The sequence below is a fragment of the Pantoea sp. CTOTU46764 genome (genome assembly GCF_031974595.1).
In the GTDB taxonomy this organism is placed as follows: Bacteria; Pseudomonadota; Gammaproteobacteria; order Enterobacterales; family Enterobacteriaceae; genus Pantoea; species Pantoea trifolii.
Map to the genome: position 1 here is coordinate 6,594 of NZ_DALYOQ010000023.1, position 16,398 is coordinate 22,991.

The 16,398-nt window shown below is 60.6% G+C and carries 1 protein-coding gene; it reads right to left on the reverse strand.

The genetic code is table 11. The annotated features are described in order from the left end of the window. Positions 1–2: 2 nt before the first annotated feature. Positions 3–16,103 (reverse strand): Ig-like domain-containing protein, encoded by a 16,101-nt coding sequence (locus tag RTM06_RS10315; RefSeq protein ID WP_312181925.1) that lies wholly within the window; start codon positions 16,101–16,103, stop codon positions 3–5. Positions 16,104–16,398 lie beyond the last annotated feature (295 nt).

Genomic DNA, 16,398 nt, shown 5'->3' on the forward strand with positions numbered 1-16,398 from the left:
CATTAGGCCGTGTGGTTTTGGTGCGGCTGTTGCAGCAGTTCCTCCAGTGAAACGTTCACGCCTTCCAGCGTAATCAGTTGAGTACTGCTGTAACCCGTACCGGTACCATCACGATCGATCGAGAGCACCGTATTGCCATCTGAAGTATGGTCCACTTTCACGAAATCATTAATATTACTTGTGGAATCGTTCCAGCCGATAAGCAAGTTACTGACGTCAATTTTGTCGCCTTGTGCAACATTGAAGTCGGTCCAGGTATCGTGACCGTTACCGCCAGTCGCATCCGCGCTCGCCAGCAAGTGATAAACCAATGTATCTGCGCCGGCACCGCTGGTGATGGTGTCGTCGTAGGCACCGCCGGTCAGCGTGTCAGCCCCCGTGGTTCCTGTGATGGTTGGATGCAGCTCGATGGTGAACGACTGCGTGGTGATGGTGCCATCGCTCGCTGCCAGGGTGTAACTGAACACCTCTTTATGGGTAATGGATTGTCCATCCACGCCCGCATTCAGTGAGTAGGTGTAGCTACCGTTGGCCGCAATACTCAGCACACCAAAGTCTCCCGCAACCGACGTATTACCCACGCTGTGAACCGTGGTGATATCACCGTGTTCATTAGTGATACTCAAGGTTCCGGTATGCGTGCCGGTTGACGAGCCATAGATACTGCCGCTGGCGTCGTGGTCGCTGGTGTTCTCCGCCACCAGGCTGTTAGTCGCCAGCAGCGTGCTGGTTGACGCACCGTTGTGCAGGTTCACCGTCAGGCTGGCCGAGGTCACCGCGCCGCTGGCATCACGCACCGAATAGGTGAAGGTGTCAGCGGCTGGCAGGGTATCGATGTTCAGGCCCGCCTTGAGGGCATAGGTATAATTGCCATGAGAATCAATGGTCAGCGTACCGTAGCTGCTATTGATTACCGTGTTACCCGTTGCACTCACCACATTGCCAGAGACCGTTGTCACCGCCGTTCCGGAAGGTATGGTGCCCGCCAGCGAACTGGTGTCGTTCGTCAGCAGGTTGCCCGTGACGGTCGCCGCCACGGTTACCGCCAGGGTGGTGATATCCGACACCGTTGAAATGGTGGAGGTCGGTAGCAGGCTAACGTTAACCGTTGAGCCAACTATCACCGCATAGGTGCCGGTACCCAGGTTGTTATAGGTCACGTTGGCCCCTTTCAGGGTGCCAAGCGATAGCACGGCTCCAAGGTAGTTGGAGGTGATATTCACCAACAACCACGTGCCGTTGCTTTGCTGCTCGTAAAGGTTCAATGAGTAGTTGGTCAGCAAGCCAACACTGCTTATTGAGCCGTACAACGTTACCGTACGCGTATCGTCAGGACCGACGTTGAAAATATAGGCATTGCCACTGGACAATACGCTCGCCTGCAGCACGTTACCGAGCCCCACAGTAAGCAGCGCGGTGTGTGAGACACTGGTGGTGCCATTGTTAAGGGTGCCAATTTGGGTGGTGTAATCCACTTCATTGACATCATTGGCCGCCACGATACGAATCGCACCGGTCAGTGACGAGCTGGTCGATACGTTGCCCGCGCGGTCGGTCTGAATCACCGACAGCGACGCTCCGGTGGTCTGCGCCGTGCTCAGGCTCACCGACCACGTACCGCCACTGCTAACCGTCGCCGTACCCAGCGCGTTACCGCCCGCATCACGTACCGTTACCGTTGCCCCCACTTCACCGCTACCGGTGACCGTGGTACCGGCATCGTTGATCGCCAGGCCGCTGACAGCCGCCGGTGGCACGGTATCAACGTTCACCGTTACCGCCGTGTTACCGGTACTGACGTTACCCGCCGTATCGGTAACCGTTACGCTCAACGGATGCGCGCCGTTCGCCAGCGCTGATGGGGTGTAAGTCCAGCTGCCACCCGCACCAACGGTTACCGAGCCAAGCGCGGTGGTGCCATCATAGATAGTGACAATCGCCCCCACTTCCGCCGTGCCGTTCAATACCGGCGTGGTGTCACGGGTGTACGCGCCATTGGTCAGCGTCACCAGCGTGCTGCCAGCGTCGTCGGTAATGGTGAGCGTACTGGCCGCTGGCGCAATGGTGTCGATGGACAGCGTGGTTGAGGCATTCGGGCTCACGTTGCCTGCCGCATCGGTCGCCGTCACGTTCAGCGTGTGCGTGCCGTTGCTCAGGGTAGTCGAGACGAAGCTCCAGGTGCCGCCGCTGCCCACCGTAGTGGTGCCGAGCAATGTGGTGCCATCGTACACGCTGATCCTTGCGCCGACTTCACCGTTACCAGTCAACAACGGCGTGCTGTCGTTGGTGATGCCATTGTTCGGGATGGTCACCGCCGTGCTGCCGTTGTTATTGGCGACAACAAGATTGGTCACCGCCGCTGGCGGCGTGGTATCGATAATCACCGAGGCCGACGTCGTGCCGCTGACGTTACCGGCAACATCTGTCACCGTCACGCTCAGTGGATGCGTGCCGGTGGTCAATACGCCAGTGGTGAAGGTCCATGCGCCGGTGCCATTGGCAATCGCCGTACCCAGCAGCGTGCTGCCATCGTAGATGGAGACACGGCTGCCCGCTTCCGCCACGCCACTCAAGGTTGGCGTGGTGTCATTGGTGGAACCGCCGCTCGGCACCGTGGTGTTGGTGACGTCGTTGGTGATCACCAGCGTTGACGCCGCTGGTGCCACGGTATCCACGGTAATGGAAACCGTCGCCGACGCGCTGCTGGTGTTACCCGCCGCATCGGTCACGGTGACGCTCAGTGGATGCGTACCGTTGCTCAGCGTGGCGGTCGTGAAGCTCCATGCACCCGAACCATTGGCGGTGGTGGATCCAATCACGGTCGACCCGTCGTAGATGGTGACAATCGCGTTCGCTTCCGCCGTGCCGCTCAGGGTTGGCCTGGCGTCATCGGTGACTGCACCGTTCGCCAGCGCCCCCTGAATCGAGCCGACATCATCGGTGATCACCAGATTGGTCACCGGATTTGGCGCCACGGTATCAATCGTCAAGGTGGTTGAGGCGTTCGGGCTTACGTTACCCGCCGCATCGGTTGCCGTGACGTTCAGGGTGTGCGCACCGTTGCTCAGCGCGGTTGAGATAAAGCTCCATGTGCCGTTGCTGCCCACCGTGGTGGTGCCCAGCAACGTGGTGCCGTCGTAGACGCTGATGCGTGCACCAATCTCGCCAGAACCGGTCAACAGCGGCGTATTGTCGTTGGTCACGCCGTTGTTCGGAATGGTCACCGCCGTACTGCCGTTGTTGTTGGCGGCAACCAGGTTAGTGACAGCCGCTGGCGGCGTGGTATCAATGATTACCGAGGCCGAGGTGCTGCCGCTGACGTTTCCGGCAACGTCTGTCACCGTCACGCTCAATGGGTGCGTGCCGGTGGAGAGCACGCCGGTAGTGAAGGTCCACGCGCCCGTACCACTGGCAATCGCCGTTCCCAGCAAGGTGCTGCCATCGTAGATGGAGACACGACTGCCGGCTTCGGCCACACCGCTCAGGGTTGGCGTGGTGTCATTGGTGGAACCCCCACTCGGCACCGTGGTGCCGGTGATGTCGTTGGTGATCACCAGCGTTGACGCCGTTGGTGCCACTGTATCCACGGTGATCGAAACCGTCGCCGATGCGCTGCTGGTATTACCGGCCGCATCTTTGACCGTCACGCTCAGCGGATGCACGCCGTTGCTCAGCGTCGCGGTGGTGAAGGTCCATGCGCCGCCCGTTCCGGCTACCACTGAACCCAACACGGTAGTGCCATCGTAGATGGTGACAATCGCATTGGCTTCTGCCGTACCGCTCAAGGTTGGCGTGGCATCATCGGTCACCGCACCGTTCGCCAGCGGCCCCTGACTTAATCCCACATCATCGTTGATCAACAGGTTAATAACGGGCGCCGGTGCCACGGTATCCACCGTCAGCGTCAGCGTTGCATTCGGGCTAACGTTGCCCGCTGCATCTCTCGCCGTGACGTTGAAGGTGTGCGCACCCTCCGCCAGCGTTGGCGTGGTGAAGCTCCATGCACCGTTACTGCCGGCGGTGACAGAACCGATAATCGAGTTGCCATCGCGGATGATCACCAGGCTGCCCGCTTCTGCCGTACCGCTCAGCGCTGGCGTGTTGTCATTGGTGCTACCGTTATTGGCAATCGCTACCGGCGTGCTGCCGTTGTTGTTGGCCGCAGCCAGACCGGTTACGGCCACCGGCGCGACGGTATCAATAATCACCGTCGCCGAAGTGCTGCCGCTGACGTTACCGGCGGCATCTGTGACCGTGACGCTCAGTGGATGCGAACCTTGCGCCAGCTCTGCGGTGGTGAAGGTCCATGCGCCGGTGCCGCTGGCAATCGCCGTGCCGAGCAGCGTGCTGCCATCGTAGATCGACACGCGACTACCGGCTTCCGCCGTACCGCTCAGCGTTGGCGTGCTGTCGTTGGTTGAACCGCCATTCGGCACCGTGGTGCTGGTGACGTCGTTGGTGATCAACAAGGTTGAGTTGGCTGGTGCCACCGTATCGACATTGACCGTAAAGTTGGTCGCCGCGCTGGTGTTGCCTGCCGCATCGCGCACCGTCACGCTCAACGGATGCGATCCGTCGCTCAGCGCGGCGGTGGTGAAGCTCCACGCACCGCCCGTTCCGGCCACCACAGAACCCAACACCGTGGTGCCTTCCGAGATAATCACGATATTGCCGGCGGTTGCGGTACCGGTCAGCGTTGGCGTGTTGTCATCGGTAGAGGCACCGCTGGTGAGCGGCCCTTGTGTCGCGCCCACATTGTCAGAAACCACCAGATTGGTGACCGGCGTTGGCGCAGCTGTGGTTACGGTGAAACTGATGGACGTATTCGGACTGACGTTATCAGCGAGGTCGGTGGCCGTCACGTTCAGAGTATGCAAACCATCCGTCAGCGCAGGTGAGGTGAAGCTCCACGCGCCGTTGCTGCCAGCGGTGACAGAGCCGATAACATCTGTGCCATCGCGGATCACCACTACGCTGCCCGCTTCCGCCGTGCCGCTCAGCGCTGGCGTGTTGTCGTTGGTGTTGCCTCCTGCAGCAATCGCCACTGGCGAACTGCCGTTGTTGTTGGCCGCCGCCAAACCGCTCACAGCCGTTGGCGCGATGGTATCCACGATCACCGTGGCAGTGCTGGAAGCCACGCTGGTGTTACCCGCGACATCGGTCACGCGAACGGTAAGTGGATGGCTGCCTTCGCCCAGCACCGGTGAAATAAAGCTCCATGCGCCGCCTGTTCCGGCAGCAACCGAACCGAGCAGAGTGGTGCCGTCATAAACGGTAATAACGCTGCCCACTTCCGCCGTGCCGCTCAGAGTTGGCGTGTTGTCGTTGGTCGAACCGCCATTCGGCACAATCGTGCTGGTGACGTCGTTGGTGACCACCAGCGTCGAGGCGTTTGGCGCCACGGTATCGACCGTGAGATTCACTGCCGCTGAACGTGGTCCAATGTTCCCCGCCGCATCCGTCACGGTCACGCTCAGCGCATGTCCGCCCTGGCTCAGGGTTGGCGACGTGAAGCTCCATGCGCCGAGGCCATTGGCGGTGGTCGAGCCGATGACGGTATTGCCGTCATAAACAGTGACAATGCCGTTGGCTTCGGTGGTGCCGGTAAGCTGCGGTGTGCTGTCGTTCGTCGAGCCATTATTGGCAATCGGCACTGGCGAACCACCGTTGTTATTGGCGGCGGCCAGGTCAGTGACAGCGACAGGGGCAACGGTATCGATGGTGATCGTAATTGGATCCGATGGCACCCCATTGTTACCGGCGGAGTCAGTGACAAGAACCGAAAGCGCATGAGAACCGTCAGGTAATGCCGCTGGCGTATAGCTCCATTGCCCGCCGGCACCGGCGGTGACACTTCCCAGTTCGGTTGCCCCATCGAAGATTCTGACAATGTTGCCCGCCGTCGTCAGCCCGCTCAACACTGGCGTGCTGTCTTTGGTATTTGCACCATCGCCCAGAGCCACCAAGGTGCTACCGCTGTTATCAGTGATCTGCAATGTGGTGGTTGCAGGCGGCAGGCCCGCTTCAACAGTGATTGTAAAGTCTGCGGAAGCAGGTCCCACGTTTCCGGCTAGATCTTTGACGGTAACCGTAAAGGTATGATCGCCATTACTGAGCGCAGTAGGCGTAAATGTCCAGGTACCATTAGTGGCAGTAACCGTGCCCAGTAACGTAGTGCCATCGTAAACAGACACCACGCTGCCAGTGGCGGCTGAACCACTTAATGTCGGTGTGTTGTCATCAGTGATTGCGCCATTAGTTAATTCACCAGTGCTACCACCCACGTTGTCGTTAACCACCAAATCGGTGACCGCAGCCGGTGGCACCGTATCGATATTGATCGTAATCGGCGTGGCTTCTGGCCCGGTGGTACCGGCGGCGTTAGTGACCGACACGGTGTAGCTGTGTTGACCATCCGCGCGCACGCTGGTTTCGAAACGCCATACGCCGTTATCACCTACCGTGGTGGTGCCGAGTAAGGTGGTGCCTTCGTAGATGTTAATGGTGGTGCCCGCGACGCCGGTACCGCGCAACACTGGCGTGTTGTCGTTGGAGTAACCGTTATTCGCCACCTGCGAGGCGGTGGTATTGGCGTTGTTGTATACGCCAAAGGTCAGTACCGCCGCTGGAGTTGAGGTATCCACCGTCAGGGAAACCGAGGCATTGGAGCTAATATTGCCCGCCGCATCGGTCACACTGACATTCAGTGTGTGAGTCGCATCAGTCAGCGTGCTGGTGGTGATGCTCCATGCGCCGTTGCTGCCTGCCACGGTTGAGCCAACTAAGGTGGTGCCGTCGTAAACCCGCACGATGGCATTGGCTTCCGCCGTGCCGCTGATGGCTGGCGTGTTGTCATTGGTGATACCGCCATCCGCAATGGTTATTAGTGAGCCACCATTGTTGTTTTGCAGCAGCAGGTCGTCAGCAGGCTGTGGTGCGGTGGCATCCACCACCACGGTAAAGCTGGAGGATGGCGCACTGATGTTGCCGACCGCATCGGTCACTGTAGCGGTCAGAGTATGCGAACCGTCGGTTAGGGCTGGAGAACTAAAGCTCCAGGTTCCGCCTGCCGTGGCCGTGGTGGTTCCGATTACCGTAGTGCCATCGTAGACAGTGACCAGACTGCCCGCTTCCGCATTCCCGCTCAGCAACGGCGTGTTGTCGCTGGTGGTTGCGCCATTCGGTACCAGAACAAGCGAGCCGCCATTGTCATTGTTAACCACCAATGTAGCGACCGCCGGAACCGTGGTATCCACGGTGAAGCCAATTGCCGTTGATGCCGGGCTGGCATTTCCTGCCGCATCCACCACGGTGGTGGTCAGACTGTGCACACCATCGCCCAGCGTTGGCGAATTGAAGCTCCACTGGCCGTTGTTGCCCACCGAAGCACTTCCGATGATGTTGGTGCCATCACGAATAATCACCGTGCTGCCCGCTTCGGCAGTACCGGTGAGGAATGGCGTGTTGTCATTAGTGAAACCGCCGTTGGTAATCGCCACCGGCGACGTGCCTTCATCATTGCTGGCAACCACGTTCAACGCTGCAGCCGGTGGTGTGGCATCAATCACCACTCCGATGGTGCTCGGCGCACTAACGTTGCCCGCCGCATCGCTGGCCGTGACGCTAAAGGTATGGGTGCCATCCGCCAGCGCAGTCGCCGGCGTGAAGGTCCAGGTTCCGCCCGCGCCAACGGTAGTCGATCCCAGCACGCCGTTCTGATCGGACACGGTGATGATGCTGCCCACCTGGCCAGAACCGCTCAGCACTGGCGTGCTGTCGTTGGTGAGACCGCCGTTTGGAATGTTCACTGGCGTGCCGATATCGTTGGTCAGCGTCAGCCCGGTAGCTGCTGGCGGTGCCACGGTATCAACGGTAACGGTGATGGTGCTGCTGGCCGGTCCGGTGTTGCCCGCCGCGTCACGTACGGTCACGCTCAGATTGTGCGTGCCATCGGTCAGGTTCGGTGAGAAGCTCCAGGCGCCCTGCGCGTTGGCAACAGCGCTGCCGAGCACGGTGGTGCCGTCAGACACAATCACGATGCTGTTCGCTTCCGCCGTACCACTCAGCACTGGCGTGTTGTCGTTGGTGGTGCCGTTATTGGCAATCGGCACCGGCGAACCGCCATTATCGTTGTTCAGCGCCAGACCGGTCGCTGCAACCGGCGCTACGGTATCGACGGTAAAGGCAATCGCCGGAGATGCAGGCCCCACGTTACCCGCAGCATCTGTGACAGTCGCCGTCAGGCTGTGTTCACCTTCACCCAGTGTTGTCGAAGTGAAACTCCACTGGCCGTTACCGCCGACAATCGCGGTGCCCAGCACGGTGCTGCCATCCAACACGGTGACTGTGCTGCCCACTTCGGCAGTGCCGCCCATCACAGGTGTCGCATCGTTGGTGGTACTGCCAGCGGCAATCGCCACCGGCGAGCTGCCGTTGTTATTGTTGAGCGTAATCGCGGCGGGTGCCACTGGCGGGGTGGTATCGATATTGAAGTTCAGGGCTGCGGACGGAGAACTGATGTTACCCGCAGCATCGGTCACGGTAGTGGTCAGGCTGTGCGCACCCTCGCCCAGAACTGGCGAAGTAAAGCTCCAGGTGCCGCCGCTGCCGACTACCAGTGAACCCAGCACATTGCTGCCATCAGAGACAATCACGATGCTGCCCACTTCAGCGCTGCCGCTCAACACCGGCGTGGTGTCGTTGGTGGCACCGCCTGCAACAATCGGCACCGGCGTTTGGCCGGAATCATTGCTCAGTTGCAGACCAGTCGCCGCATTCGGTGCCTGCGTGTCGACGGTAAAGGTGATCGCCGCAGAGGGATCGCTGATATTGCCAGCCGCATCGGTAACGGTCGTCGTCAGGCTGTGTTCGCCCTGGCTCAGCGCCGGAGTGGTGAAACTCCATTCCCCGCTGCTGCCGACGATCACCGATCCCAGTACGGTGGTGCCATCACGCACGATAACAATACTGTCCGCTTCGGCAGTACCACTCAGTACTGGCGTGGTGTCGTTAGTCGCGCCACCCGAAGCAATTGGGGTTGGCGTGCTGCCTTCATCGTTATTAAGTGCCAAATCAGCCGCGGCTGGCGGTGGCGTGGTTTCGATAGTAACCGCGTACGGCGTTGATGCCGGGCCGGTATTACCCGCGGCATCGGTGACGGTGGCGGTCAGGCTGTGTGTGCCCGGATCCAGTGGCGTGCCAGGCGTGAAGCTCCATTTTCCATCGGTGCCCACGGTGGTGCTGCCCAACACCTCGGCACCATCACGCACGGTGACGACGCTGCCCACTTCGGCGCTACCGCTCAGCACTGGCGTGGTGTCGTTGGTGAGTCCTCCGGTATCAATCGGTACGGCAGTTCCACTGTTGTTATTACTAAGCTGCAGATCGGTCGCGGCCGCTGGCGGTGTGGTATCCACGGTAAAGGTGAGAGGGGTAGACGCACCGCTGCTGTTGCCTGCCGGATCGGTGACGGTGGTGGTCAGGCTATGCGCGCCCTCGCCCAGCGCGGCGGCTGGCGTGAAGCTCCAGCTACCGTCGCTGCCCACCGTGGCGGTGCCCAGCACCGTGGTGCCGTCGCGCACCGTGACGGTGCTGCCCGCTTCCGCCGTGCCACGCAATATCGGCGTGCTGTCATTGGTGATGCCGCCCGTGGCAATGAGGGTGCCGCCATCGTTGCTCAACTGCAGGCCGGTTGAGGTGGCTGGAGCCTGGGTATCAACGGTGAAGTTGATTGGCGTAGACGGATCGCTGACGTTACCCGCTGCGCTGGTGACGGTGGTGGTCAGGCTATGTGCGCCTTCGCTCAACGCTGGCGTGCTGAAGCTCCAGCTGCCACCACTACCGACGACCACGGTGCCCAGCACGGTGCTGCCATCCAGCACCGTTACCGTGCTGCCCGCCGCCGCCGTACCGCTGATCACCGGCGTGGTGTCGTTGGTGGCGCCGTTATTCGCGATAGGCACTGGCGTGCTGCCATTGTCGTTATTCAGCACCACGCTGCCTGCCGCTGGCGGCTGCGTGGTGTCGATGTTGACAGTGATTGGCGTCGAGGTTGGGCCGACGTTACCGGCTGGATCGGTGACGGTGGTGGTCAGCGTATGCTCACCCGCCGTTAACGGCGTGGTTGGCGTCACGCTCCACGATCCATCGCTGCCAACGGTCGCGCTGCCAATCACGGTGGTGCCATCACGTACCGTGACGATGCTGCCCGCTTCTGCGATGCCGCTCAGCGCTGGCGTGGTGTCGTTGGTGGTGCCGCCTGCAGCGATCGGTACCGGCGTCGTGCCTTCGTTGTTGCTGAGCTGCAGACCCGTCGCCGCTGCAGGTGGCGTGATATCCACGGTGACCACAATTGGCGTAGATGGCGCACCGGTGTTGCCCGCTGGGCTGGTAACGGTGGCGGTCAGGCTGTGACTGCCCTCGTTGAGTGCTGGCGTGGTGAAGCTCCATGTTCCGCCATTGCCAACGGTCACGGTGCCGAGCACGGTGCCGCCATCAGAAACGGTAATGGTGCTGCCCGCTGCTGCGGTGCCGCTCAATACTGGCGTTGCATCGTTGGTGGCCGCGCCAGAGGTAATCGGAACTGGTGTGCCGCTGGTGTCGTTACTCAGCTGCACACCGCCCGGTGCTGGCGGTGCCGTGGTATCAATGGTGAAGGTCAGTGGCGTGCTCGCTGCGCCGGTATTTCCCGCCGCATCGGTCACGGTGGTGGTCAGGCTGTGCGAGCCATCGCCGAGCGTTGGAGAGGTAAAGCTCCAGTTGCCATCGTTGCCGACGGTAACCGAACCCAACGGCGTGCCGCCATCGGAAACCGTCACAATGCTGCCCGGCTCCGCGCGACCACTCAATACTGGCGTCACATCGTTGGTGGTGCCGCCATCCGCAACCGGCACCAGCGTGCCGCTGCCATCATTACTGAGTTGCAGGTCGGTGGCGGCCGCGGGTGGTGTGGTATCAACAATCACAATCACCACTGACGAGGACGGGCCGACGTTACCGGCCGTATCAGTGACGGTGGTGGTGAGATTGTGCTGTCCTTCAGCCAGCGGATCGGTTGGCGTAAAGCTCCAGTTGCCGTCGGTGCCGGTGGTTGTGGTGCCCAGCACAGTGGTGCCATCGCTCACCGTAACGGTGCTGCCCGGTTCGGCGGTGCCGTTCAGGGTTGGCGTGGTGTCGTTGGTGGTGCTACCTGAGGCCAGCGGCGTTCCGTCGTCATTGGTGAACTGCACATTGCCCGCCGCCGCAGGCGGTTGGGTATCAATGGTCACGGTCACCGGCGTTGAAGCCGGACCGGTATTGCCCGCAGGATCGGTAACGGTTGAAGTCAGGCTATGACCGCCATCGCTCAGCGGTGGCGTGGTGTAACTCCAGGTGCCGTCTGTACCCACTGTGGTAGTGCCGAGCACGGTGGTGCCATCCAAAAGGGTCACAATGCTGCCAATTTCACCGCTGCCGGTGATCGTTGGTGTGTTGGTATTGGTGCTGCTGCCATCCGGGATCGGCTCGCCAGCACCATCTTCCAGACCCACGCCGGTTGGTGCGGTTGGCACCACGGTATCGATGGTGATGTTGATGGTTGGCGAATCGGTCTCCACGCCGGTGGTGGCATTGGTAGCGACAGCGTGGAAAGCGTAGTTGCCATCGGCCAGCGCGGCTGGCGTGAAGTTCCACTGCCCATCGCTGCCCGCGACGGTGCTGCCAATAACAGTGGTGCCGTTATACAGCGTGATGAGATCCCCCGCGCCCGCCAGTCCGCTGAGAATTGGCGTGGTGTCGTGGGTGCTGGCGTTGTTGGGCAGTTCAACCAGCGTGCTGCCGCTGTCGTCGGTGACCACCAGTAAGCTGCTGGTCGCCGGAACGCCGGCATCGACATTCAGGGTGAATACCGGCGACGACGGGCTCACGTTGCCTGCCGCATCGGTAACCGTGGTGGTCAGGCTGTGTTGGCCGTTCGTTAGCGCGTTATCTGGCGTGAAGCTCCAGCTGCCGTCGCTGCCCGCTGTCGCCGAGCCCAGCAATGTGGTGCCGTCATACACACGCACTACCGATCCCGCTTCGGCGGTGCCGGTCAGGGTTGGTGTGCTGTCGTCGGTGATAGTGCCAGAGATCAACGGGCCGGTGCTGCCGCCAACGTTATCGTTGACCACCAGGCCACTGACCGGCGCTGGCGCGAGGGTATCGACGCTGAAAGCGATCGGTGTGGTCGCCGGGCTGACGTTACCCGCCGCATCGGTCACGCTGGTGGTCAGGCTGTGATTGCCCTCCGCCAGCGTCGGCGTGGTAAAGCTCCAGTTACCGTCGCTGCCCACAGTAACGGTGCCGAGCACGGTGTTGCCATCCAGAATGGTGACTTTGCTGCCTGCTTCCGCCGTGCCGCTCAGCACTGGCGTCGCATCATTGCTGGCCCCTCCCGCAACAATCGGCTGCGTAATGCTGCCCGCGTCGTTGGTGAGTTCCACACCGGATGCCGCATCCGGCGCGATGGTGTCCACGATGATGTTGATGGTTGCAGTATCAGTAACGTTGCCGTTGGCATCGGTAATGGTGCCATGCAGCGCGTGCGGACCATCCGTCAGACCGCTGAGGTAGAAGATCCATTGGCCGTTACTGCCCGCCGTGGTGCTGCCCAGCACGGTGGTGCCGTCATACAGTGTGATGATGTTACCGGCACCCGCCACCCCGCTTAATACCGGGCTGTCGTTGTTGGTGCTGGCACCGTCAGTCAGCTGAGCCACGGTGTTGCCGTTTTCGTCCGTCACTTCCAGCGACGAGGTGGCAGGAGGAATATCTGCATCGACGGTGATAACGATCGGCGGGCTGGCTGGGCCGACGTTACCGGCCGTATCGGTTGCCGTGACGGTAAAGGTGTGATCGCCGTTGCTCAGCGCTGGCGTGGTAAAACTCCATGTGCCATCGGTGTCCACGGTGGTGTTGCCCAGCAGCGTGGTGCCATCGTAAATGCTGATGGTGGCATTCGGCTCGCCGGTGCCGCTCAGGGTTGGTGCACGGTCATCGGTGGTGTCGCCGGGGGTTAACGGCCCTTGCACCGCGCCCACGCTGTCTTCGATCACCAAATTGCCCACCACGGCTGGCGGCGTGGTATCTACCGTCACGGTGACCGGTGACGATGCCGGACCGGTATTGCCAGCGGGATCGGTGACGGTGGTGGTCAGGCTGTGATTACCCTCCGCCAGCGTTGGCGTAGTGAAACTCCAGTTGCCATCGCTGCCAACGGTTGCCGTGCCGAGCACGGTGGTGCCATCCAGCACCGTCACGGTGCTGCCCGGTTCGGCGGTGCCGCTGAAGGTTGGCGTATTGTCATTGGTGGTGCTGCCAGCGGCAATCGGCACCACGGTACTGCCATTGTTGTCGCTCAGTTGCAGATCGGCTGCCGCCGCAGGTGCAACGTTATCAATGGTGATAGTGAGCGTGCCGGAGTCGGTCACATTACCGGTGGTATCTGTCGCCGTGGCGTGGAAGCCGTAAGTCCCGTCTGGCAGCGCGCCAGGCGTGAAGCTCCATTGCCCATCGGCACCTGCCACGGTGCTGCCCAGCAGCGTGGTGCCGTTATACAACTCAATCACCGCGCCCGCTGACGCTAGGCCGCTGAGAATTGGCGTGGTGTCAGGCGTGCTGGAGCCGTCTGGCAGGATTCTCAGCGTACTGCCGCTGTCATCGGTGATTTGCAGCCTGCTGGTGGTCGGCGCAACGCCCGCATCAACGGTGAAGTTAACCCCGGTTGTCGCCGGACTGACGTTGCCCGCCGCATCGGTCAGCGTCACGCTCAGCGTGTGCTGGCCATTGTTCAGCGCTGGTGTTGTGAAACTCCAGGTGCCATCACTGCCGACAGTAACGCTACCGAGCAGCGTGCTGCCGTCGTAAATTTTAACGATGGCATTAACTTCGCCGTTGCCGCTCAGCGTCGGCGTGTTGTCATCGGTCGTCGAACCCGCAGTGATCGGGCCAGTGGCTCCGCCGACGTTATCGCTGATCACCACATTGCTGGCCCCTGCTGGAGCCTGGGTATCCACGGTGAAGGTGATCGGGCTGGAAGTTGGACCGACGTTCCCTGCCGCATCGGTGACGGTGGCAGTAATGCTGTGGCCGCCCTCCGTCAGCGTTGGTGAAGTGAAGCTCCATGTGCCGTTGCTGCCCACGGTAGCGGTGCCGAGCACGGTATCGCCATCACGCACGGTGACGGTGCTGCCCGGTTCTGCGGTGCCGCTCAGTACTGGCGTGGTGCTATTGGTCGCACCACCGGAGGCGATCGGTTGCAGCGTGCTGCCATCGTTATCACTCAGCGTGACGCCACCGGCCGCAGCAGGTGGCACGGTATCCACGGTGATGGTGATAACCGGCGTTTGCGTCACGTTGCCAGAGGTATCGGTTACCGAGGCGTGGAACGCGTAACTGCCATCTGCCAATGCGGCTGGCGTAAAGGTCCACTGTCCATCGCTGCCCGCGACAACGCTGCCCAACACGGTGCTGCCGTTATACAGCGTGATCAGTGCGCCAGCGGTTGCCAGACCACTCAAAGTTGGGGTGTTGTCGTGCGAGCTGGCGCCGTTGCTGAGCTGCACCAGCGTATTGCCGGAATCGTCGGTGATTTCGAGCGAGGTGGTGGCCGGCGGAATACCGGCCTGCACGTTGATATCATAAGGCGCTGAAGGCGCACTGACGTTGCCCGCCGCATCGGTTAAGGTCACGGTCAGGCTGTGGCTACCGTTGCTCAAGGCGGTGGTGGTGTAACTCCAGGTTCCATCGCTACCCACAACCGCCGTACCCAGCAGCGTTTGCCCATCGTAGACGCTGACAATCGCGCCCACTTCACCGCTGCCGGTAAGCGTTGGCGTGTTGTCATCGGTAATGCCGCCATTGGTTACCGTACCGGAACTGCCGCCCGAGTTATCGTTGACCAACAGGTCAGTTACTGCTGTCGGCGCTTGCGTGTCCACAGTGAAGGTGATGGTGGTGGCTGGGCTGGTATTTCCTGCTGCATCGGTTGCAGTGATGCTTAATGTGTGACTGCCCTGACTAAGTTCCGGGCTGGTGAAGCTCCATGTACCGTTGCTGCCGACAGTGACACTGCCGAGCACCGTATCGCCATCGCGGATGGTGATAATCGAGCCCACTTCAGCGGTTCCGCTCAGCACTGGCGTGGTGTCTTTGGTCGCGCCGCCGTTGGTGATTGGCTGCGTAGTGGTACCGCTGTTGTTAACTACGCTCAAGCCGCCAACGGCGGTTGGCGCGACGGTGTCCACGGTGAAATCTACCGGATTGGTTGACGGGCTGGTGTTACCCGCCGCATCGGTGACGGTGGCGGTCAGGCTGTGCTGACCATCCGCCAGCGCAGGCGTGGTAAAGCTCCAGCGGCCATCCGCGCCAACGGTCACCGTGCCGAGCAGCGTCGTACCATCGTAAATGCTGACAATAGCGCCCGCTTCAGCGGTGCCGCTTAAGGTTGGCGTGTTGTCATCGGTAATCGCGCCCGCACCAATCGCGCCCTGATACGGCCCAACCGTGTCGTTAATCACCAAATCCGTGATGGCGGTAGGCGGCGTAGTGTCATCGCCACCACCGGGATTGGTTGGGTTGGTTGGGTTGGTTGGGTTGGTTGGGTTGGTTGGGTTGGTGGGATTGCCGCCGTTGTTACCGTCATCGGGATTGGTCGGCGAGGCATTACCGCCACCACCACCGCCCGAACCGGCAAACATCGCGCCCAAACCGGCCAGCGCCGCACCACCGATACCAAAGGCGGCGATGGTGCCGTCATTGGTGGTGTTTTCCGCTAACAGCCCTTCGGTGCTGTCGATTGAAACGTACTGGAAACCTTCTGTACCGGGATCTTCAACCCACCACATGGCGCCGCGATCGTCCTGCAGAACCAGATCGCTGTCACCATTCGGGCTATAAAAATTATGAATAACAACCACTTCACCAGATTTTGTGGTGACGACTAAATCATTACCATTGCGTGTGAAAGACTTAATATCAGACTGATTAAGATGCAGCTTCACCAAACTCGGAGCGGTCAAATTAACTTGATTTCCACTCAGCTCAGAAGCAACGGTCCCACCTTTTGGGGTTACTGAGATATTATTCATGTTATCGAGATCCCGCAGTTTCCATAATCACGCCCGGCATCAGCAGACACCGGCTTTTACAGCGAATAATCGCGACGATTATTCACTTCTTCTCTTGATCGATTTCATACAGGCTGAGAATGAAATCGCGTTGAGTTTTGTTTAGCCGCCATCCTGATAACTGATTGGTTTTATTTCTTAAAATCACCACGGGAAAAATATATTTATTCTCAAGCGGCCGGGCACAAATGACGTGAAACGCATAAAGCCCAGGCTTTGACATTTTTTTACTTCCCCGAGGGATGAAACCAACTCA

What these genes read in the sequence shown, in the direction of transcription:
- RTM06_RS10315 (WP_312181925.1), bottom strand. Translation starts at nt 16,103, where the DNA reads ATGAATAATATCTCAGTAACCCCAAAAGGTGGGACCGTTGCTTCTGAG.